Source organism: Streptomyces subrutilus (genome assembly GCF_001746425.1).
Lineage (GTDB): Bacteria > Actinomycetota > Actinomycetes > Streptomycetales > Streptomycetaceae > Streptomyces > Streptomyces subrutilus_A.
The window spans coordinates 2,831,966-2,853,419 of the sequence record NZ_MEHK01000001.1; the positions used below are offsets into that span (position 1 = coordinate 2,831,966).

General features: G+C 70.9%; 19 protein-coding genes and 1 tRNA gene. 16 read left to right on the forward strand and 4 right to left on the reverse strand.

Annotated elements, in window-relative coordinates:
* The first annotated feature begins 30 nt into the window (after positions 1–30).
* The 5 genes from BGK67_RS13735 (at position 31) to BGK67_RS13755 (ending at position 6,229) form a co-directional block, all read left to right on the forward strand.
* A complete protein-coding gene (locus tag BGK67_RS13735) occupies positions 31–930 on the forward strand; it encodes a siderophore-interacting protein (RefSeq protein ID WP_069920365.1) in 900 nt (299 codons plus the stop codon).
* A 146-nt stretch (positions 931–1,076) separates the two neighbouring features.
* Complete coding sequence (locus BGK67_RS13740; protein WP_069920366.1) at positions 1,077–2,567, forward strand: pyridoxal phosphate-dependent decarboxylase family protein; 1,491 nt, start codon at positions 1,077–1,079, stop codon at positions 2,565–2,567.
* On the forward strand, positions 2,551–3,852 hold the full coding sequence (locus BGK67_RS13745; protein ID WP_069920367.1) for a lysine N(6)-hydroxylase/L-ornithine N(5)-oxygenase family protein: 1,302 nt from the start codon (positions 2,551–2,553) through the stop codon (positions 3,850–3,852). The genes BGK67_RS13740 and BGK67_RS13745 overlap by 17 nt, the downstream gene beginning before the upstream one ends.
* Positions 3,849–4,448, forward strand: a complete 600-nt coding sequence (locus BGK67_RS13750) for a GNAT family N-acetyltransferase (RefSeq protein WP_069920368.1) — start codon at positions 3,849–3,851, stop codon at positions 4,446–4,448. Before BGK67_RS13745 ends, BGK67_RS13750 begins: the two co-directional genes overlap by 4 nt.
* Positions 4,445–6,229, forward strand: coding sequence for an IucA/IucC family protein (locus BGK67_RS13755; RefSeq protein WP_069920369.1), 1,785 nt, complete (start codon positions 4,445–4,447; stop codon positions 6,227–6,229). Before BGK67_RS13750 ends, BGK67_RS13755 begins: the two co-directional genes overlap by 4 nt.
* Positions 6,230–6,366: 137 nt before the next feature.
* Here BGK67_RS13755 and BGK67_RS13760 read toward each other — a convergent pair whose 3' ends face one another.
* The gene (locus BGK67_RS13760) at positions 6,367–7,953 is read right to left on the reverse strand and encodes a beta-N-acetylhexosaminidase (protein ID WP_069920370.1); all 1,587 of its coding nucleotides are present in this window, start codon (positions 7,951–7,953) and stop codon (positions 6,367–6,369) included.
* 51 nt (positions 7,954–8,004) lie between these two features.
* Between BGK67_RS13760 and BGK67_RS13765 the strand changes: the two genes are divergently transcribed.
* From BGK67_RS13765 to glmS, 3 genes are all read left to right on the forward strand, one after another.
* Positions 8,005–8,943, forward strand: coding sequence for a DUF4429 domain-containing protein (locus BGK67_RS13765; RefSeq protein ID WP_069920371.1), 939 nt, complete (start codon positions 8,005–8,007; stop codon positions 8,941–8,943).
* Between the two features lie 97 nt (positions 8,944–9,040).
* Positions 9,041–9,316, forward strand: a complete 276-nt coding sequence (locus tag BGK67_RS13770; RefSeq protein WP_069920372.1) for a hypothetical protein — start codon at positions 9,041–9,043, stop codon at positions 9,314–9,316.
* A gap of 73 nt (positions 9,317–9,389) precedes the next feature.
* Complete coding sequence (glmS, locus tag BGK67_RS13775) at positions 9,390–11,207, forward strand: glutamine--fructose-6-phosphate transaminase (isomerizing) (RefSeq protein WP_069920373.1); 1,818 nt, start codon at positions 9,390–9,392, stop codon at positions 11,205–11,207.
* Positions 11,208–11,280: 73 nt separating this feature from the next.
* Here glmS and BGK67_RS13780 read toward each other — a convergent pair whose 3' ends face one another.
* Positions 11,281–11,850, reverse strand: a complete 570-nt coding sequence (locus BGK67_RS13780) for an acetate uptake transporter (RefSeq protein WP_069920374.1) — start codon at positions 11,848–11,850, stop codon at positions 11,281–11,283.
* A gap of 98 nt (positions 11,851–11,948) precedes the next feature.
* The gene (locus BGK67_RS13785; RefSeq protein WP_069920375.1) at positions 11,949–12,482 is read right to left on the reverse strand and encodes a universal stress protein; all 534 of its coding nucleotides are present in this window, start codon (positions 12,480–12,482) and stop codon (positions 11,949–11,951) included.
* A 323-nt stretch (positions 12,483–12,805) separates the two neighbouring features.
* Here BGK67_RS13785 and BGK67_RS13790 point away from each other — a divergent pair, with 323 nt between their 5' ends.
* The 4 genes from BGK67_RS13790 to BGK67_RS13805 all read left to right on the forward strand — a co-directional run bounded on the left by BGK67_RS13790 (position 12,806) and on the right by BGK67_RS13805 (position 15,683).
* The gene (locus BGK67_RS13790) at positions 12,806–13,249 is read left to right on the forward strand and encodes a hypothetical protein (protein WP_069920376.1); all 444 of its coding nucleotides are present in this window, start codon (positions 12,806–12,808) and stop codon (positions 13,247–13,249) included.
* 376 nt (positions 13,250–13,625) lie between these two features.
* On the forward strand, positions 13,626–14,798 hold the full coding sequence (locus tag BGK67_RS13795) for a helix-turn-helix domain-containing protein (protein WP_069920377.1): 1,173 nt from the start codon (positions 13,626–13,628) through the stop codon (positions 14,796–14,798).
* A gap of 105 nt (positions 14,799–14,903) precedes the next feature.
* Entirely contained in the window at positions 14,904–15,515 is a 612-nt protein-coding gene (gene orn, locus BGK67_RS13800) for an oligoribonuclease (RefSeq protein ID WP_069920378.1), read from the forward strand.
* Between the two features lie 95 nt (positions 15,516–15,610).
* Positions 15,611–15,683 (forward strand) — tRNA-His (locus BGK67_RS13805).
* A gap of 93 nt (positions 15,684–15,776) precedes the next feature.
* Here BGK67_RS13805 and BGK67_RS13810 read toward each other — a convergent pair.
* A complete protein-coding gene (locus tag BGK67_RS13810; protein ID WP_079154166.1) occupies positions 15,777–16,805 on the reverse strand; it encodes a LacI family DNA-binding transcriptional regulator in 1,029 nt (342 codons plus the stop codon).
* A 102-nt stretch (positions 16,806–16,907) separates the two neighbouring features.
* Between BGK67_RS13810 and BGK67_RS13815 the strand changes: the two genes are divergently transcribed.
* The 4 genes from BGK67_RS13815 to BGK67_RS13830 are packed head-to-tail and all read left to right on the forward strand — an operon-like array spanning position 16,908 to position 21,415.
* Positions 16,908–18,245, forward strand: a complete 1,338-nt coding sequence (locus BGK67_RS13815; RefSeq protein ID WP_069920380.1) for an ABC transporter substrate-binding protein — start codon at positions 16,908–16,910, stop codon at positions 18,243–18,245.
* Between the two features lie 7 nt (positions 18,246–18,252).
* A complete protein-coding gene (locus tag BGK67_RS13820; RefSeq protein ID WP_069920381.1) occupies positions 18,253–19,239 on the forward strand; it encodes a carbohydrate ABC transporter permease in 987 nt (328 codons plus the stop codon).
* Positions 19,236–20,060 (forward strand): carbohydrate ABC transporter permease, encoded by an 825-nt coding sequence (locus tag BGK67_RS13825; RefSeq protein WP_069920382.1) that lies wholly within the window; start codon positions 19,236–19,238, stop codon positions 20,058–20,060. Before BGK67_RS13820 ends, BGK67_RS13825 begins: the two co-directional genes overlap by 4 nt.
* Positions 20,057–21,415 carry a GH1 family beta-glucosidase gene (locus BGK67_RS13830; protein WP_069920383.1) on the forward strand — a complete coding sequence of 453 codons (1,359 nt, stop codon included), beginning with the start codon at positions 20,057–20,059 and terminating at the stop codon, positions 21,413–21,415. The genes BGK67_RS13825 and BGK67_RS13830 overlap by 4 nt, the downstream gene beginning before the upstream one ends.
* Positions 21,416–21,454: the final 39 nt, after the last annotated feature.

Genomic DNA, 21,454 nt, shown 5'->3' on the forward strand with positions numbered 1-21,454 from the left:
TCCGGCTGAATCCCAGGGGGGACTCTCCGTATGACCGTCACCGCGTCCGACGTCCCGGCCGCCCTGCACTTCCGGTTCTTCGCACTGGACGTGCTGCGCACGCGCCGGCTCGGCCACTCCTTCCTGCGGGTGACGTTCGGCGGTGAGTCCCTCGCGGACTTCCGCTCGGGCGGCTTCGACCAGAGCCTGTCGCTCTTCCTGCCGCCGCCCGGACGGGAGCACACCGTCCTCCCGTCCACGGACGCGGACACCTGGTTCGCCGCCTGGCGCGGGATGCCCGACGAGGAGCGGCCGGTGATGCGCTCCTACACGGTGCGCGAACAGCGCCGTACGGACGGGGGCGTGGACGAGGTCGACATCGACTTCGTCCTGCACGGGGACGCGAGCCCCGCCTCCCACTGGGCGGGCCGGGCGGTGACCGGCCGCCGGATCCTGGCGATCGGCCCCGCCGTCGCCGAGAACAAGTCGGTACGGTTCCAGCCGCCGGCCGGGGCCGACGCGGTCTGGATGTACGCGGACGAGACCGCCCTGCCGGCCGCCGCCGCGATCCTGGAGCGGCTGCCGGCCGGGACCCGGGTCCGGGCCTGGTTCGAGGTCCCGCACGAGGACGACCGGCTCACGCTGTCGACGCCCGCCGGGGCGGACATCGCCTGGATCGTCCGCGAGGACGACGGCCGGGAGCGCACGGAGCAGGTGCTGAGCGTGTTGCGCGCGGCCGGGCCGCTCGCCGCCGAAGCCCCGTACGTGTGGCTGGCGGGGGAGGCCGGCACGGTGCGCGCCACGCGCCGCCACTTCGTGCAGGAACGATCCGTCGACCGCCGCTCGGTGCGTTTCACCGGCTACTGGCGGCTCGGCGCGAGCGAGGAGCAGCTCCTCGCCGAGGCGTACGCGGGCCAGGCCCCGAGCGAGGATTCCGCGTCCGAGCTCTAGTCAGATCCCTTGTCCGGTACGGAAGTTGAGAGGGGCCCTGGCTTCCGGCCAGGGCCCCTCCTCATTTGGCTTATTAGTTTAGGTTAGGCTAACCTAAGCCCCACACACCCCACCCTCCCCTTCTCCCCCTGCCCGGAGGAAAGTTGATGCGCTCGCATCTGCTGAACGAGACGACCGCGGACCTCTACCGGCGCTCCGTCACCGAGGGCGTCGCACGCGTCGCCGCCAAACTCGCGACCACCGAGCGGCCCCACACCGGTATATCCGTCGACGAACTCGCCCCGGTCATCAACGGGATCGACCTGGACCGGCCGCTCGGAGACGCGGCAGCCGTCCTGGACGAGCTGGAGGACGTCTACCTGCGCGACGCGGTGTACTTCCACCACCCGCGCTACCTCGGCCACCTCAACTGCCCGGTCGTCATCCCGGCGGTGCTCGGCGAGGCGGTCCTCGCGGCCGTCAACTCCTCCCTCGACACCTGGGACCAGTCCATCGGCGGCACGCTCATCGAGCGCCGCCTCGTCGACTGGACCGCGCAGCGCATCGGCCTCGGCCCCGCCGCGGACGGCATCTTCACCTCCGGCGGCAGCCAGTCCAACTTCCACGCGCTGCTGCTCGCCCGCGACGAGGCCTGCCGCATCGTCATGAAGAAGGAGCTGGACGCGGGCCGCCAGCTCACCAAGGGCGAACTCCTCCCGAAGCTGCGCATCTTCACCTCCGAGGCCAGCCACTTCAGCGTGAAGAAGTCGGCCGCCATGCTCGGACTCGGCTACGAGGCCGTCATCGCCGTCCCGGTCGACCGCAACCGCCGCATGGACACCTCGGTGCTCGCCCTGGAGCTCGAGGAGTGCGCCGCCGAGGGCCTGTTCCCGATGGCCGTGGTCGCCACCGCCGGCACCACCGACTTCGGGTCCATCGACCCGCTCCCCGAGATCGCCCGCCTCGCCGACGAGCACTCCTCGTGGATGCACGTGGACGCCGCCTACGGCTGCGGACTGCTGGCCTCCCCCACCCGCCGGCACCTCCTCGACGGCATCGAGCGCGCCGACTCGGTCACCGTCGACTACCACAAGTCGTTCTTCCAGCCCGTCAGTTCCAGCGCCATGCTGGTCCGCGACCGCGACACCCTCAAGCACGCCACGTACCACGCGGACTACCTCAACCCGCGCCGCATGGCCGAGGAGCGCATCCCCAACCAGGTCGACAAGTCCATCCAGACCACGCGCCGCTTCGACGCGCTCAAGCTCTGGATGACCCTGCGCGTCATGGGCGCCGACGGTGTCGGCTCCCTGTTCGACGAGGTCATCGACCTGGCCGCCGCGGGCTGGGACATCATCGACGCCGACCCACGCTTCGAGGTCGTCGTCAAGCCCCAGCTCTCCACCCTGGTCTTCCGCTACGTCCCCGAGGGCGACGTTCCCGCAGAACTCGTGGACGAGGCCAACCTGCACGCCCGCAAGGCCCTGTTCGCCTCGGGCGAGGCCGTCGTGGCCGGAACCAAGGTGGACGGGGACCAGTACCTGAAGTTCACCCTCCTCAACCCGCAGACCACGACGGCCGACATCAGGGCCGTACTCGACCTTCTTGCCGCACACGCCGCGCAGTTCCTGGGAGAATCCCTTGCCGTCCACCGTTAAGCCCCACGACTTCATCGGCATCGGCCTCGGTCCCTTCAACCTGGGACTCGCCTGCCTGACCGCCCCGATCGACGAGCTCGACGGCCTGTTCATCGAGTCGAAGCCGCACTTCGAGTGGCACGCCGGCATGTTCCTGGACGGCGCGCACCTGCAGACGCCGTTCATGTCGGACCTGGTGACCCTCGCCGACCCGACCTCGCCCTTCTCCTTCCTGAACTACCTGAAGGACCAGGACCGGCTGTACTCCTTCTACATCCGGGAGAACTTCTACCCGCTGCGGGCCGAGTACAACGACTACTGCCGCTGGGCAGCCGACCGGCTCGACAACGTCCTGTACTCCACCTCCGTCACCGAGGTCGGCTACGACGAGCAGGCCGGCCTCTACGAGGTCCGCACCGACAAGGGCGAGACCCACCTGGCCCGCCGCCTGGTCCTGGGCACCGGCACCCCGCCGTTCGTCCCGGAGGCCTGCGCCGGCCTCGGCGGCGACTTCCTGCACAACTCCGCGTACATGCGACACAAGGCGGAGCTGCAGAAGAAGAAGTCGATCACCCTGGTCGGCTCCGGCCAGAGCGCCGCGGAGATCTACTACGACCTCCTCGCCGAGATCGACGTGCACGGCTACCAGCTCAACTGGGTCACGCGCTCCCCGCGCTTCTTCCCGCTGGAGTACACGAAGCTGACGCTGGAGATGACCTCCCCCGAGTACGTGGACTACTTCCACGCCCTCCCCGAGGACACCCGCTACCGGCTCGAGACCCAGCAGAAGAACCTCTTCAAGGGCATCGACGGCGATCTGATCAACGCCATCTTCGACCTGCTCTACCAGAAGAAGATCACCATGCCGGGCCAGGTGCCGACCACCCTGCTGACCAACACCTCGCTGAACAGCGCGGCGTACGACACCACCACGGGCACCTACACCCTGGGGCTGCGCCAGGAGGAGCAGGAGCGGGACTTCACCCTCGCCTCCGAGGGCCTGGTCCTGGCCACCGGCTACAAGTACCGGGTCCCGGAGTTCCTCGCCCCGGTGCGCGACCGGCTGAACTTCGACGGCCGCGGCCGCCTCGACGCCGCCCGCAACTACAGCGTCGACACCACGGGCCGCGGGGTGTACCTGCAGAACGGCACGACCCACAACCACTCCCTGACCTCCCCCGACCTGGGCATGGCCGCGTACCGCAACGCCTATATCGTCAGTGAGCTCCTCGGCCGCGAGTACTACAAGGTCGAGAAGTCCATCGCGTTCCAGCAGTTCGCAGCCCCGGAAGGCATGCACGCATGAGCACCACCGGCTCCACCGCCGAGATCCTGTACACGCGCAACGACGCGGCTCTCGGCACCTTCGCGATCCGCCCGCTGGACCCCTTCGCCGACGCGGAGCTCCTGCACGGCTGGGTCACGCACCCCAAGGCCTCGTTCTGGATGATGCAGGACGCCTCGCTGCCCGACGTCGAGCGCGAGTACATGAGGATCGCGGCCCATGAGCACCACCAGGCGTTCATCGGCCTGCACGAGGGCCGCCCGGCCTTCCTGATGGAGACGTACGACCCGGCCCGCCTGGAGCTCGTCGGCCTGTACGACGCCCAGCCCGGCGACGTCGGCATGCACTTCCTCGTGGCTCCGAGCGACCGGCCGCTGCACGGCTTCACCCGCGCGGTCATCACCACCGTCATGGCCGCCGTGTTCGCCGACCCCGAGGCCAAGCGCGTCGTGGTCGAGCCCGACGTCCGCAACACCGCCGTCCACGCCCTGAACGAGGCCGTCGGCTTCGTGCCCGACCGCCCGGTCCAGAAGCCGGAGAAGGAAGCCCTCCTCAGCTTCTGCACCCGCGAGCAGTTCGCGGCGGCCACCGGTCTCACGAAGGAGCTCTCCATATGAGCCTCGCCGACGCCGTCTCCCACCTCTCCCCCGAGCTGTGGGCCCGCGCCAACCGCGCCCTGGTCCGCAAGGCCCTCGCCGAGTTCTCCCACGAGCGCCTGCTGACCCCCGAGCTCCTGGACTGCGGCCTCTACTCGGTCCTGAGCGACGACTCCTCGGTGGAGTACCGCTTCGCGGCCACCCGGCACGCCCTGAACCACTGGTCGGTGGACGAGGCGTCGATCATCCGCCTCCAGGACGGCGCCGAGCTCGCGCTGGACGCCCTCGACTTCCACATCGAGCTCCAGGAGTCCCTCGGCCTCAGCGCCGAGGTCCTGCCCGTCTACCTGGAGGAGATCTCCTCCACCCTGGCCGGCTCGGGGTTCAAGTACACGAAGCCGCAGATCTCCTCCGCCGTCCTCGCGAAGTCCTCCTTCCAGGACATCGAGACCGGCATGACCGAGGGCCACCCCTGCTTCGTCGCGAACAACGGCCGCCTCGGCTTCGGCGTGCACGAGTACCTCTCGTACGCCCCGGAGGCCGCGAGCCCGGTCCACCTGGTGTGGGTGGCGGCCCGCAAGGACGTCTCCACCTTCACGGCGGGCGCGGGCCTGGACCACGACTCGTTCATGCGCGACGAGCTGGGCGAGGAGACGATCGCGGCCTTCTCCGCGAAGATGGCCGACCTCGGCCTGGACCTGGCGGACTACCACCTGTTCCCGGTCCACCCCTGGCAGTGGTGGAACAAGACCACCATCACCTTCGCCGCCGAGATCGCCAACCGCCGCCTGGTCCTGCTGGGCGAGGGCACGGACGCCTACCTGGCGCAGCAGTCGATCCGCACCTTCTTCAACACCAGCGCCCCCGAGAAGCACTACGTCAAGACGGCGATCTCGGTGCTGAACATGGGCTTCATGCGGGGCCTGTCGGCCGCGTACATGGAGGCCACCCCGGCCATCAACGACTGGCTCCACCAGCTGATCGGGGCGGACCCGGTGCTGCGGTCCGTCGACTTCTCGATCATCCGCGAGCGCGCGGCGATCGGCTACCACCACCGCCAGTACGAGCGCGCCACCGACCGGTACTCCCCGTACCGCAAGATGCTGGCCGCCCTCTGGCGCGAGTCCCCGGTGAACTCCCTCCAGGGCGACGAGCGCCTGGCCACCATGGCCTCGCTCCTCCACGTCGACGCCGAGGGCAGGTCCTTCGTCGGCGCCCTCATCGAGGAGTCGGGCCTCACCCCCGCCGAGTGGCTGCGCTCGTACCTGCGCGCCTACCTGGTCCCGCTGCTGCACTGCTTCTACCAGTACGACCTCGCGTACATGCCGCACGGCGAGAACACCATCCTCGTCATCGAGGGCGGCGTGGTGAAGCGGGCGATCTTCAAGGACATCGCCGAGGAGATCGTGGTCATGGACCCGGACGCGGTGCTGCCGCCCGCGGTCGAGCGGGTCCGGGCGGACATCCCGGAGGACATGAAGCTGCTGTCGATCTTCACGGACGTCTTCGACTGCTTCTTCCGCTTCCTGGGCCCGATCCTGGCGACGGAAGGCATCTGCGAGGAGGAGACCTTCTGGCGGGCGGTCGCGGACTGCGCCCACGAGTACCAGGACTCCGTGCCGGCCCTGTCGGAGCGCTTCGAGCGCTACGACCTGTTCGCCGAGGAGTTCCAGCTGTCCTGCCTGAACCGCCTCCAGCTGCGCAACAACAAGCAGATGGTCGACCTCGCCGACCCGTCCGCCGCGCTCCAGCTGATCGGCACCCTGAAGAACCCCGTCGCGCCGTTCGCCGCACGGCGGTAACCGGCCCGGGCGGGCAGCCGATACGGTCCCTCGGCTGCCCGCCCGTCCCTCGGGGCTCCGCCCCGGCATTTTTCAGCCCCCCGGCGTTTGAGGCGCGGGGGCCCGGAGGCGGAGCCCCCGGCAGCGGCGTCGCGCCGCTAGGACCACGGCACGTCCGGCGCCCGGTAGTACGCGATGCCCTGCGCATCCATGCGCGGCCCCTGCGCCGCCAGGCGCAGACTGTACGACGCCCAGTCAAGGGCGGCGGCCGGCGACCAGCCGAGCTCCGCGAGGCCCAGCACCCGCGGAAAGGCCATCAGCTCCCAGTCCGCCCGCGTGGCGATCGTCTCCGTCCACAGCGGCGCCTCCACCCCCAGGACGGCCGACTCCGGCACCCCGGCCAGATAGCTCCCCGGGTTCCAGGAGTAGGACCTCCGCACCGGGACGAGCCCGGCCCACGACAGCCCCGGCTTGGTCGCCGCCTCGTACTTCATGTCCAGGTACAGCCGGTCCGCCGGCGACAGGATCACCGGGTGCCCGGCCTTCGCGGCCGCCACGACCCCGGCCTTCTCCGCGGCGGACGTCCGGTCGTGCCCCCAGTACTGCAGCACCGCCCCCTCCGCCGGCCGCGCCGCCGCCAGCTGGTGCCAGCCGACGACCGTCTTCCCGTGCCGGCCCACCACCGCCTGCGCCCGGTCCATGAACGCGGCGTAGTCCGCCGCGGGCGTGGAGTGCGCCTCGTCGCCGCCGATGTGCAGGTAGCGGCCCGGCGTCAGCTCCGCCAGCTCGCCGAGCACCTGGTCGACGAACTCGTACGTCCGCTCCTTGGCCACGCACAGCGAGCTGAAGCCCACCTTGGTCCCGGTGTACCGCTCCGGGGCCTTCCCGTCGCAGTTCAGCTCCGCGTACGAGGCGAGCGCGGCGTTCGTGTGCCCCGGCATGTCGATCTCCGGGACCACTTCCACGTACCGCTCCCCCGCGTACGCGACGAGCTCCCGGTACTCGTCCTTCGTCCAGTGCCCGCCGGGCCCGCCGCCGACCTCGCTGGCGCCCCCGTACTCCGCCAGCCGCGGCCAGGAGTCGATCGCCAGGCGCCACCCCTGGTCGTCGGTCAGGTGCACGTGCAGGGTGTTGACCTTGTACTGCGCGAGCTGGTCCACGTATCTCTTCACCTGCTCCACCGTGAAGAAGTGCCGCGCGATGTCGATCATCGCGCCCCGGTACGCGAAGCGCGGCCGGTCGGAGACCCTCCCGCCGGGCACCGTCCCGGGCCCGGACACCGGTACGAGCTGCCGCAGCGTCTGCCCGGCGTGGAAGAGCCCGGCCGGGGTCCGCGCGGTGAGGGTGATCCCGGCCGGTCCGGAATCCAGCAGGTACCCCTCGTCCCCGACCCCCTCGGCCTCTTCGTCGATCCGCAGCCGGATCCCGTCCCCGCCGGCCCCGTCGACCACCGGCAGCGGCAGCCCGCTGGGGCCGCGCAGCTGCTCCGCGAGGAGCTCGCCGACCCGCCGGACCTCCTCGTCGGGCCGGCCCGTGCGGATGACCGTGCCCGCCCCGAAGGAGTAGCCGGGGCCTTCGGCGCGTGCGGAGAGGGGCGCCGGCAGCAGCCGTTCGAAGGGGGTCAGGGCGGCGGGGGCGTCGTCGCCGGGTCTGGCGTCGTCGCCCCGGGCGGCGGTGCAGGACACGGCCGTGCCGAGAACGGAGAGGACGAGGAGGGTTCCGAGCGTGCGTCGCAGGACTCTCATGGCTCAGGTATAGGCCAAGTAGGCCCCGACGGCCGGTGCGAGAATCGACGGATGGCGGAAATCATCCAGAAGGACGGTACTTGGACCTTCGACGGGGACACGGTGCGCATCGTGCCCGGCCGCGACAAGGGGGTGGGCCTGCTGCGCCAGACGCTGGGCGAAGTCGCCGTACCGCTGCGCGCGGTGGCCGGGATCAGCTTCGAACCCGGACGCAAGGCGGGACGGTTGCGGCTGCGCCTGCGCGACGGCGCCGACCCGCTGCTCCAGGTGACGGGCGGGCGGCTGCCGGACGCCTCCGACCCGTACCGGCTGACCGTGGAGACGGACCGGACGGGCGTGGCGGAGTACTTCGTGGACGAGGTGCGCAGCGCGCTCCTGCTGGAGCAGGTGGAGACCGGCCCGACCCTCGCGTACCTGCTGCCGGGTCCCCCGGTGCCGATCACGGCGGGCGCGGGCGACGGGACGGTGGGCTTCGACGGGGACCGGGTGTCCCTGGAGTGGAACTGGACGGCCGAGGAGGCCAAGCGGTCGGGCGGGACGCGGGAATTCCGGGTGGCGGACCTGCGGTCGGTGGAGTGGTCCCCGTCGAAGGGGCTGGCGAGCGGCTGGCTGCGCTTCCTCCCGGCGGGCACGGCGGCGCCCGCCTCGCCCAAGTACGACCCGTACACGGTGGAGCTCTTCGGTTTCAAGAACGATCCGCTGATGGCCCTGGTCGCGGCGGCGGTCGCGGCCCGGATGCCCCACCCTGCGGCGGCCGCGGCCGCGCAGGCTGCCCCCGCCATGGCCCTGACCCCCGGAGCGGCCGGGCAGCCAGCGGCGCCGGGCCCGGGATCCGCCTCCGCCTCCGTATCCGCCTCCGCGGAGGAGACCGCGGCGGACCACGACGCGCTGCTGCGCCGCTTGCGCGAGCTCGGTGAGCTGCACCAGTCGGGCGTCCTCACGGCGGAGGAGTTCACGGCGGCCAAGCAGGCCGTTTTGCGCCGCTTCTGACCGGATCCATCCATTCCACTGGTCCAGACCAGAAGGATCCTGCCCGAAATCGGGCAGGATCTTTGCGTTCGACGCTTTGAGCCGCCAGTATCTACGGGTGCTCGATCGCCGCCCGTCGCATGACGACCTCGTCGACCACCTGGTGCGCAGCACCTCGCTGCAGCGGGGTGAAGCCGCCCGGGTGGTGCTCGACGTGCTCGCGTACTTCGACGAGACGACCGAGGAGTTCGTCCGCCGCCGCCACCGGGAACTGCAGTCCGGCGGAGCGGTCAACGCGGAGATCTTCGAGCGGATCGCGGCCGAGCTGCCGCACCGCGCCGTGGCGCCTCCGGAGCTCTCGCTCCGGCAGCTGCGCCGCATCGTCTACGGCTGACGCGCGGCGGCGGACCCGGCTGGGACCCAGCCACCCGAGCACACGTACCGAACTTCAGGAGGGGCAGAACCGTATGTGCGGAATCGTCGGTTACATCGGCAAGCGTGACGTGGCACCACTGCTGCTGGAAGGCCTGCAGCGGCTCGAATACCGCGGGTACGACTCCGCGGGCATCGTCGTGAACAGCCCGAAGGCCTCGGCCCTGAAGGTCGTCAAGGCCAAGGGCCGGGTCCGCGAGCTGGAGTCCCGCGTCCCCAAGCGCTTCGCCGGCACCACCGGCATCGCCCACACCCGCTGGGCCACGCACGGCGCCCCGAGTGACATCAACTCCCACCCCCACCTCGACGCCGAGAACAAGGTCGCCGTCGTCCACAACGGCATCGTCGACAACGCCTCCGAGCTGCGCGCCAAGCTCGAGGCCGAGGGCGTCGTCTTCGTCTCGGAGACCGACACCGAGGTCATCGTCCACCTGATCGCCCGCTCCCTGGCCGACTCCCTCGAGGAGAAGGTGCGCGAGGCGGTCAAGGCGATCGAGGGCACCTACGGCATCGCCGTCATGCACGCCGACTTCGCCGACCGCATCGTCGTCGCCCGCAACGGCTCCCCGGTCGTCCTCGGCATCGGCGAGAAGGAGATGTTCGTCGCCTCCGACGTCGCCGCCCTGGTCGCCCACACCCGCCAGGTCGTCACCCTCGACGACGGCGAGATGGCCACCCTGAAGGCCGACGACTTCCGCACCTACACCACCAGCGGTGCGACCACGACCGCCACCCCGGAGACCGTGGAGTGGGAGGCCGCCTCCTACGACATGGGCGGTCACGACACCTACATGCACAAGGAGATCTCCGAGCAGCCCGACGCGGTCGACCGCGTGCTGCGCGGCCGGATCGACGACCGCTTCAACACGGTCCACCTGGGCGGCCTGAACCTGGACCCGCGCGAGGCGCGCGGCATCCGCCGGGTCAAGATCCTGGGCTGCGGCACCTCGTACCACGCCGGCCTGATCGGCGCCGGCCTCATCGAGGGCATGGCCCGCATCCCCGCGGACGCCGAGCCGGCCTCCGAGTTCCGCTACCGCAACCCGGTCGTGGACCCCGACACCCTCTACATCGCGGTCTCCCAGTCGGGTGAGACGTACGACGTGCTCGCGGCCGTGCAGGAGCTCAAGCGCAAGGGCGCCCGCGTCCTCGGCGTGGTCAACGTGGTCGGCTCCGCCATCGCCCGCGAGGCGGACGGCGGCGTGTACGTGCACGCCGGCCCCGAGGTCTGCGTCGTCTCCACCAAGTGCTTCACCAACACGGTCGTGGCCTTCGCGCTGCTGGCCGTGCACCTGGGCCGCATCCGGGACCTCTCGGTCACCGACGGCAAGCGGATCATCGAGGGCCTGCGCAAGCTGCCCGCGCAGATCCAGGAGATCCTCGACGGCGAAGAGGACATCAAGAAGCTGGCGGCCGAGTTCGCCGAGGCCAAGTCGATGATGTTCATCGGCCGGGTGCGCGGCTACCCGGTGGCCCTGGAGGCCTCCCTCAAGCTGAAGGAGATCTCCTACATCCACGCCGAGGCCTACCCGGCCTCCGAGCTCAAGCACGGTCCCCTCGCGCTGATCGAGCCCTCGCTGCCGACCGTCGCGATCGTCCCGGACGACGACCTGCTGGAGAAGAACCGCGCCGCGCTCGAGGAGATCAAGGCCCGCAGCGGCCGGATCCTCGCGGTCGCGCACCGCGAGCAGGAGAAGGCGGACCACACCATCGTGGTCCCGAAGAACGAGGACGAGCTGGACCCGATCCTGATGGGCATCCCGCTCCAGCTGCTGGCGTACCACACGGCCCTGGCCATGGGCCGGGACATCGACAAGCCGCGCAACCTGGCGAAGTCGGTCACCGTCGAGTAGTCGTCAGGCCCGTCCGTCCCGGGCATGCGAAGACCCCCGTGCGCACCGCGCACGGGGGTCTTCGCGCAGTTGCTCAGCCCGCGGCGACCGCACCGCGGCGCGAGCCCCTGCCCACGGCCATCGGCCAGTGCGCCAGGGCCGCGGTGGCTCCGTACCAGGCCAGCAGGCCGGACACGGCGGCGACCCAGCCGCCCACCTTGGCGAGCCCGTCGCTCCCCGCGAACGAGGCCACGGCCAGCAGGACGAGGGACAGGGTCAGCAGGGCGTAGACACCCTGGCTGAACGGACCGCTCGCCGCGGCGACCGTGAGGGTCAGGGCGAGCAGGGCGAAGAGGACCAGAAACGTTCCGGCGGCCTCCTCGGAGACCGAGGCCCCCGCTCCCTTGGCCCAGGTGAACCAGAAGACGCCGAGGCCCGCGAACGCGGTGCCGTTGAACCCGTTCCCGCCGCGGAACTCGAGGAGCCCGAGGAGGAAGAGGGCCGCGCCGCCGACGTACATCGCGAGCGAGGCGGAGTCGGCGGCGGACACCCCGGAGATGATGCCGGTGTGGCCGATACCGAATGCGAGAAGGGTGAGACCCAGGGCTATGTGCCCGAGGGTCGAAGTCGAGGCCGTGCTTCCCGCAGAGACACCGTTGTCCACGGCGGGCTCCCTTCGATCTGCAGTTGTTTGCTGCGTCCCAGCAGCATTTATCTACCCTTTACACAGGGGCACAACCGCACAATCGGCTTAACGGAGGGTCACGGAATGACAACAACGGGTCGCTGTGCGCGCTTGGCGAGGCGGCCCGCCACCGAACCGAAGAGCCGCCCCACGATCCCGTGGGTGGAGCCGACCACGATGGCGTCGGCCGAATACTCCCGGCCGACCTCCTCCAGCTCATGGCAGATGTCACCGCCGCGCTCCACCAGGATCCATGGCACTTCGGCCAAGTAGTCCGCGCAGGCGAGCTCCAGCCCGAGCACCTCGGTGCGGTGGTCCGGCACGTCGACGAAGACGGGAGGCTCGCAGCCGGCCCAGACCGTGGTGGGCAGCCGGTTGGCGACATGGACGATGATCAGGCCGGATCCGGAGCGGCGGGCCATGCCGATCGCGTACGCGAGCGCGCGCTCACTGGAGGTGGAGCCGTCGAATCCCACGACGACGCCGTGCCGGAAGGCCGGGTCGCAGGGGAGGCGTGCCTGTTCCACCGCGCGCAGATCGGCGGCCGACGCGGGGTCGGCGACGCGTTTGCGCTTGCGGTCCGCGGGTTCGGAGAATTCGTGACCGGCCATGGGTGTCTCGGCGGAGAGGTCCTTGGAGGAAGGAACAGGGGCGAAATTCGGCGACGCTGGGTGACGGAGCTCTGTCCGGGAAGCATCTTCCCAAGCCCATACCCACCAGGGTACGGCGACACTCCTGTCCTGCACAGGGCTTGCCGCCCTTGGAGAGCGTCCCAGGGAGCATGCCGGAGCGAGCGCGCCTTGGCAATGTCCGCTGCCCCCTACAGCCAGTGACGATCGGGCCGGGCGCCACCCGTGCGCGCAGTGACCGAGCCCGGCCGAACGGCGTTGGACACGGGACAGACCGTCCAGGAAGAGCCCGCAGGGAGCACGCCGTGCCCGGCCATCCGGTACACCCCGTCCAGCCAGCTCAGCCGACGCAGCCCGTCCACCAGTACGCCGACACCGTCCCGCCCTACGCCCCCTCCCACCCGCCCCTCCTTCCCCCGTCCGCGCACCCCGCCGCAGGCCGTCACGACGACCCCGCGGGTGACGTCGTGCGCTGGGCCGCCTTCAGCTGCCTGCTCGTCCCCGTGGTCCTCGTCGTCTACGGGACCTCCTTCGGCGGGGCGGCGGCGGCCACGCTCGGCCTGGTCGCCGTGACGGCCGCCTGCCGGGCGCTGCTGCGCTACTCGGAGCGGGCGGAACGGGCCATGGCGCGGGTCCCGGCCCAGGAGCCGCCGGCCGCACCGCGCGGCCGGCACTCGCGCGGCGGGACGGGTGGACATCGCGCCTGCGGCGGCTCCGCCCCGCGCGCGGCGCACTCCCCGCAGGACTGACTCATTCGCACACCCACACCCGCACGTTTTCAGCCAACTTCCCGGCAGGATGCCCCTCTTGCCGGAATGTCCCCCCAACCCCCCTACCACCAGCGACGACAGACAGCGGAGGGCGCTTTGACCCTACGGGTACTGGCCACGGGCGGACGGGACGCCTCCCCGGCGGGTAGCGGAGCGGAACGCTTCCTGATCGAATGCTTTTCGCCAAGTTGAGAAGTCGACATAGCGCTGCGTGCTGAACTTGTCACGCCGACACCACGGGACGCAGTAGATTCGATCATGTATTTACGGCGGGGGATCCACGTGCAAGGCCGAGGGGAAACGTGCAGGTGCGACCAGACCAAGGAGTCGCGACACCCAAGGGGGGCTTAGCGCCATGAGCCAGGATTCCACCGCCGTCGTCGCAGACGCCGGCCGGAAGCTCGCGGGGCGTCGCCGCAGGGAGATCGTCGCGGTGCTGCTCTTCAGCGGCGGACCGATTTTCGAGAGCTCCATTCCACTCTCCGTGTTCGGCATTGACCGGCAGGACGCGGGAGTTCCACGCTACCGATTGCTCGTGTGCGCCGGGGAGGACGGTCCGCTCCGGACCACCGGCGGACTCGAACTGACCGCGCCGTACGGGTTGGAGGCGATCGCCCGGGCAGGCACGGTCGTCGTGCCCGCCTGGCGTTCCATCACTTCACCGCCGCCTCCCGAGGCGCTCGACGCACTGCGTCTGGCGCACGAGGAGGGGGCCCGGATCGTCGGACTGTGCACGGGGGCCTTCGTGCTGGCCGCCGCCGGTCTGCTGGACGGCCGGCCCGCGACGACGCACTGGATGTACGCGCCGACGCTGGCCAAGCGCTATCCGTCCGTCCACGTCGATCCGCGCGAGCTGTTCGTCGACGACGGGGACGTGCTGACGTCCGCGGGCACGGCGGCCGGAATCGACCTGTGCCTGCACATCGTGCGCACGGACCACGGCAGCGAGGCGGCCGGGGCCCTGGCCCGCAGGCTCGTCGTCCCGCCGCGCCGGACGGGCGGACAGGAGCGCTATCTCGACCGGTCGCTGCCGGAGGAGATCGGCGCCGACCCGCTGGCCGAGGTCGTCGCCTGGGCGCTGGAACACCTCCACGAGCAGTTCGACGTGGAGACCCTGGCGGCCCGCGCCTACATGAGCAGGCGCACCTTCGACCGCCGGTTCCGCTCGCTGACGGGCAGTGCGCCGCTCCAGTGGCTGATCACCCAGCGGGTGCTCCAGGCACAGCGGCTGCTGGAGACCTCCGACTACTCGGTCGACGAGGTCGCCGGACGCTGCGGGTTCCGCTCACCGGTCGCCCTGCGCGGGCACTTCCGGCGGCAGCTGGGGTCCTCCCCGGCCGCCTACCGCTCCGCCTATCGGGCACGGAGGCCGCAGGCCGACGTGGCCCAGGTGTCCCAGCTCTCGGAGAGCCCGGTCCCGCACCAGCGCACTCCGCAGCCCCAGCGGGCGGCGGCGGCCCTGGCCGCGGCGGGCCCGACGGTGACGGAGCTGTACGCCCCGGGCCGGGTGCTGCGCGAACACGCGTAACCCTCACAACGGGTACGGCAAGGGAGGTCCTCCGTCGGTCACCGCCGACGGGGGACCTTCCGCATATGCGGTCCGGCCCCAAGGGGACCGCATAAGGTGGGACACATGAACGATCGCATGGTGTGGATCGACTGCGAGATGACCGGGCTCTCGTTGACGGACGACGCACTTATCGAGGTGGCCGCACTGGTCACCGACTCGGAGCTCAACGTGCTCGGCGAAGGCGTGGACATCGTGATCCGCCCGCCGGACGCGGCCCTGGAGACCATGCCCGACGTGGTGCGCGAGATGCACACCTCCTCCGGCCTGCTCGACGAGCTGGCCGACGGGACCACCCTGGCCGACGCCGAGGCACAGGTCCTGGCCTATGTGCGGGAGCACGTGAAGGAGCCCCGCAAGGCTCCGCTGTGCGGGAACTCGGTCGGCACCGACCGCGGATTCCTGCTGCGCGACATGGCCGCGCTCGAGAGCTACATGCACTACCGGATCGTGGACGTGTCCTCGGTCAAGGAGCTGGCGCGCCGCTGGTACCCGCGGGCGTACTTCAACAGCCCGCCGAAGAACGGCAACCACCGGGCGCTGGCGGACATCAGGGAATCCATCGCCGAGCTGCGCTACTACCGGGAGGCGGTCTTCGTGCCGCAGCCCGGGCCCGACTCGGACACGGCCCGGAGCATCGCCGCCAAGTACGTGCTGCCCGCCGAGCCCGCCGAATAGCCGACCCGGAGCCGAGGGCGCGACAAGGGGGGAGCGAGCACCCTCCCGGACCCTGTACCCTTTTCTTCGGCCGGTCGGTTCTCCGACCGGACATGGTGGGTGTAGCTCAGTTGGTAGAGCACCTGGTTGTGGTCCAGGTGGCCGCGGGTTCAAGTCCCGTCACTCACCCTGCACGGCAGAGGGGTCCCGATCCGCGGAAGCGGACCGGGACCCCTCTTCCCGTTCCCGGCCGTTCCCGCTCTCCGGGCCACCCGCAGGGGCTCAGGAGGACTCCCGGACGACCAGCCGGTTCGGCAGCACGACGGCCGCTCCTCCCCCGGCGTCCCCGCCGATCCTGGCCAGCAGTACCCGCGCCATGGTCCGGCCCATCTCCTCGATCGGCTGGCGGACGCTGGTCAGCGGCGGGTCCATGTGCCGGGCCACCACCGAGTCGTCGAAGCCCACCAGCGCCACGTCCTCGGGGATCCGGCGGCCGGCCGCGCGCAGCTCCAGCCGGGCGCCCGCCGCCATGACGTCCGAGGCCGCGAAGACGGCGTCCAGCCCCGGACGTCGCTCCAGCAGCTCGCGCATGGCCCGGCGGCCGCCCTCCTCGGTGAAGTCGCCGACCGCGATCAGGCCCTCGTCGGCCCGGTGCCCGGTGGCGGCCAGGGCGTGCCGGTAGCCGTCGAGGCGGCACTGGGCCCCGTACACGTCCAGCGGGCCGGTGATCGTGGCGATCGCCCGGCGGCCCCGGTCCAGGAGGTGGCTCACGGCCTCGGCCGCGCCACCCAGGTTGTCGGAGTCCACCGAGGGCAGCGGCTCGGCGGCCGAGCGGCGGCCGCTGATCACGGTCGGGATGCCCAGCTCGGCCAGCAGCTCCGGCAGCGGGTCCCCGGCGTGGACGGAGACGAGGAGCACCCCGTCGACGCGGTGGCCCGACAGGTACTGGGAGAGGCGGCGGCGCTCGCGGTCGCTGCCGGCCAGGGTGAGGACGAGCTGCACCTCGGTCTCGGCGAGGGCCGAGCCGACTCCGCGGACCACCTCCGAGAAGTACGGCTCGGCGAAGAACCGGGCCTCCGGCTCGGGGATGACGAGGGCGATGGCGTCGGTGCGGTTCGCCGCCAGCGCACGGGCCGCCCTGTTGGGCACGTAGCCCAGCTCGACGACGGCCGCCTCGACGGCGCTCCTGGTGTGCTCGCTGACCTTGGAGGAGCCGTTGATCACCCGGGAGACCGTGCCGCGCCCCACTCCCGCGCGCGCCGCGACCTCTTCCAGGGTCGGCCGTCCCCTACTGCCCCCGTGCGCCTTCATGGATTCCTCCCAGGTGTGAATCTACCCCTTGACGAGTGTGGGAGCGCTCCCACAGTGTGGCACACGACACCCGGCACGTTCCGTCCCTCAGGGAGGATGCACATGCGAGCCCACGCCCGAGCCCGAAGAACCCTTGCCACGGCAGTCACCGCGGTGGGAGCGGCGGCCCTGCTGCTCGCGGGGTGCGCGCAGGATCCGACCGAGAAACCGCAAGGCGGCGCCCCGGCGGGCGACAAGGCGAAGACCACCCTGACCGTCGGGGTCTTCGGCGCCTTCGGCCTCCAGGAGGCCGGGCTCTACGACGAGTACATGGCGCAGAATCCCGGGATCCGCATCGAGCAGACCTCGATCGAGCGGAACGAGAACTACTACCCCCAGCTCCTCACCCACCTGGGGACGGGCAGCGGGCTCGCCGACATCCAGGCCGTCGAGGTCAACAACATCGCCGAGATCACCGCCACCCAGGCCGACAAGCTGGTGGACCTGGGCAAGGCGCCGGGCGTGGACAAGGCCGCGTACCTGCCGTGGAAGTGGGCGCAGGGCACGGCGAGCACGGCGAAGGGCGGGGCCACGGTCGGACTCGGCACCGACATCGGGCCGCAGGGGATCTGTTACCGCAAGGACCTCTTCGAGGCGGCCGGACTGCCCACCGACCGCGCGGCGGTCGGGGCGCTGTGGGCGGGCGACTGGAACAAGTACCTGGAGACGGGCAAGGCCTACAAGGCGAAGGCGGGCGCGGGCAAGGCCTTCGTGGACTCCGCTTCGGGCGTGATGGCGGCGGTGACGGGCAGCAGCGCGCAGCGGTTCTACGACGAGCAGGGCAAGGTCGTCTACAAGAGCAACCCGGCGGTGCGCGGGGCCTTCGACCTGGCGGCCTCCTTCTCGGGCGAGGGGCTGAGCGCCAAGCTCCAGCAGTTCACCCCGGCCTGGGACCAGGGCTTCGCCAACGGCTCCTTCGCCACGGTCTCCTGCCCGGCCTGGATGCTCGGCTACATCCAGGACAAGGCGGGGCCGGCGGGCAAGGACAAGTGGGACGTGGCGCAGGCGCCGAAGCCGAGCAACTGGGGCGGTTCGTTCCTGGTGGTCCCGAAGGCGGGCAAGCACACCGAGGAGGCGGCCAAGCTGGCGGCCTGGCTGACGGCTCCGGCGCAGCAGGCGAAGCTCTTCGAGAAGCGGGGCAGCTTCCCGAGCGCGAGCGCGTCCTACAAGCTGCCGGCGGTGTCGGGGGCGCGGCACGAATACTTCGGCGGGGCCCCGATCGGCGAGATCTTCGCGAAGGCGGCGGAGGGGGTGCCGGTGACGGTGGTGGGTCCGAAGGACCTGGTGATCTCGCAGAATCTGGCGGACATCGGCATGCTCCAGGTCGACCAGAAGGGCCGCAGTGCCCAGGAGGGCTGGGAGGCCGCGGTGAAGGCGATCGACAACGCCTTGGATCAGTGAGGCTCAGGTGACGGACGAGACAGCTGTCCTGTCCCCTTCCGCCGCCGGCTCCAAGCAGCCGGCGGCGGAAGGGGGCGGCCGGGGCCAGGTGTGGCGCTCGCGGCGCTACCGCTGGGACCTGCGGTGGAGCCCGTACGCCTTCGTGGCGCCCTTCTTCCTCTTCTTCGCCGCCTTCGGGCTGTTCCCGCTGCTGTACACGGGCTGGGCGGCGCTGCACCAGGTGGAACTGACCGATCCGGACAACATGACGTGGGTGGGGCTGAAGAACTTCACCCGGTTGTGGGACGACGAGTTCTTCTGGAACGCCCTGCGCAACACCGTCACCATCGGACTGCTGTCCACGGTGCCGCAGTTGGCCATCGCGCTCGGTCTGGCCCATCTGCTGAACTACAAGATGCGCGGCTCGGCCTTCTTCCGGGTCGCCGTGCTCACCCCGTACGCGACCTCGGTGGCGGCGGCCACCCTGGTGTTCGTGCTGCTCTTCGGTCGGGACTACGGGATGGTCAACTGGGCGCTGTCCGCGGTCGGTCTGGGGTCGGTGGACTGGCAGAACGGCACCTTCGCCTCCCAGCTGGCGGTCTCCACGATCGTGATCTGGCGGTGGACCGGCTACAACGCGCTGATCTACCTGGCGGCGATGCAGGCCGTGCCGGGCGAGCTGTACGAGTCGGCCGCGCTGGACGGAGCCTCGCGCTGGCAGCAGTTCCTGCACGTGACGGTGCCCTCGCTGCGGCCGACGATCTTCTTCACCTGTGTCGTCTCGACGATCGGGGCGACCCAGCTGTTCGGTGAGCCCCTGCTGTTCAACGGCGGGGCGGGCGCGACGGGCGGCTCGGAGCACCAGTTCCAGACGCTCGGGCTGTACCTGTACGAGCAGGGCTGGGTGAACCTGCACCTGGGGCGGGCTTCCGCCATCGCCTGGGCGATGTTCCTGATCCTGCTGGTCATCGCGGGCGCGGCACGGCTGCTGCGCGGACGGGGGGCTTCCCGATGAGATCCCTGCGCGCGGGCAGGCTCACGTACCTGGTGCTGGGCCTGTTCACCGTCGGTTCGCTCTTCCCCCTCGTCTGGACGGCCATCGCGGCCTCCCGGAGCAATACCCGCCTCGCGCAGACCCCGCCGCCGTTCTGGTTCGGCGGGAACCTGGGCCGCAACCTCCAGGTCGCGTGGACCGACGCGAACATGGGCACCGCCCTGCTGAACACCGTGATCGTGGCCGGCACCGTCGCCGCGGGGACGGTGGTGTTCTCCACCCTGGCGGGCTTCGCCTTCGCCAAGTTGCGCTTCCGGGGAAGCAGGCTGCTGCTGGGGCTGGTGATCGGGACGATGCTGATCCCGCCGCAGCTGAGCGTGGTGCCCCTGTACATGCTGATCGCCGAGCTGTCGTGGACCGACCGGCTGCAGGCGGTGATCCTGCCGACCCTGGTGTCGGCGTTCGGCGTCTTCTTCATGCGGCAGTACCTGGCGCAGGCCCTGCCGATGGAACTGGTGGAGGCGGCGCGCACGGACGGGGCGAGTTCGCTGCGGATCGTGTGGCACGTGGTGTTCCCCGTCGCCCGGCCGGCGATGGCCGTGCTGGCCATGCTGACCTTCGTGATGGCCTGGAACGACTTCTTCTGGCCGATCGTCGCGCTGACCCAGAACGGCAGCCCGACGGTGCAGGTGGCCCTGACCGGGCTGGGCCGGGGATACATCCCCGACCAGTCGGTGATCATGGCGGGCGCGCTGCTGGGCACGCTCCCGCTGCTGCTGGTGTTCCTCCTCTTCGGCCGCCAGATCGTGGGCGGCATCATGCAGGGAGCTGTCAAGGGATGACGAGTGTGCCGAGGGAAAACGTGCGTTTCCCGGACGGGTTCCTCTGGGGCGCGGCCACGGCCGCCTTCCAGATCGAGGGTGGGGCCGCCCTGCGCGGGCCCTCGATCTGGGACACCTTCTGCCGTACGCCGGGGAAGGTGCACGGCGGTGACACCGGCGACGTGGCGGTCGACCACCTCCGACTGTGGCGCGACGACGTACGACTGATGGCCGAACTGGGGCTCGGCGCCTACCGCTTCTCCGTGTCCTGGCCGCGGGTGCTGTCCGGCGGGATCGGCTTCTACGACGCCCTGGTGGACGAGCTGCTCTCGCACGGGATCCAGCCCTGCGTGACCCTGTACCACTGGGACCTGCCGCAGGAACTGGAGAACGGGGGCGGCTGGCCCGAACGCGAGACGGCCTATGCCTTCGGCGCCTACACCGAGCAGGTCGCGAAGGTGCTGGGCGACCGCGTGGAGCTGTGGACCACCCTCAACGAGCCCTGGTGCAGCGCCTTCCTCGGCTATGCCTCGGGGATCCACGCGCCGGGCCGCACCTCCCCCGCCGACTCCCTGCGCGCCGCCCACCACCTCAACCTGGCCCACGGCCTGGCCGCCGCCGCCCTGCCCGCCTCGGCGCAGGTCGGGATCGCGCTCAACCCGAGCGCGGTGCGGCCGCTGACCGGCTGCGAAGCCGACCTGGACGCGCAGCGCCGCATCGACGCCCTGGCCAACCGGATCTTCACCGGGCCGCTGCTGCACGGCGCCTATCCGCAGGACCTCCTCGCGGACACCGCCGCCGTGACGGACTGGTCTTTCATCCGCCCCGGCGACGAGGCGCTGATCCACCATCCGCTGGACTACCTCGGCGTCAACTACTACACCCCGGCGGTGGTTTCGGCGGCTCCGGCCGGCGCGGGCCCCCGCGCGGACGGTCACGGGGCCACGGGCCACTCCCCGTGGCCCGGCGCCGACACCGTGGCCTTCCACCAGCCCCCGGGCGAGCGGACCGACATGGGCTGGTCGATCGACCCGACGGGCCTGTACGACCTGCTGATGCGCTTCGCCCATGAGGCGCCGGACCTGCCCCTGCTGGTCACCGAGAACGGCGCGGCCTACGCCCCCGACCTCCACGACCCGGCGCGGATCGACTACCTGGAAGCCCATGTCGCCGCCCTGCACCGCGCCCTGGCGGACGGCGCCCCGGTGAAGGGCTACTTCCTCTGGTCGCTGCTGGACAACTTCGAATGGTCCTACGGCTACAGCAAGCGCTTCGGCATCGTCCACGTGGACTACGAGACCCAGACCCGCACCCCCCGCTCCAGCGCCCACTGGTACGCGCGGCTGGCGAGAACGGGCTCGTTCCCACCGCGGTAACCCGCCGGGGACGGGCAAGGCGAAGGCGGCGGCGCGGGC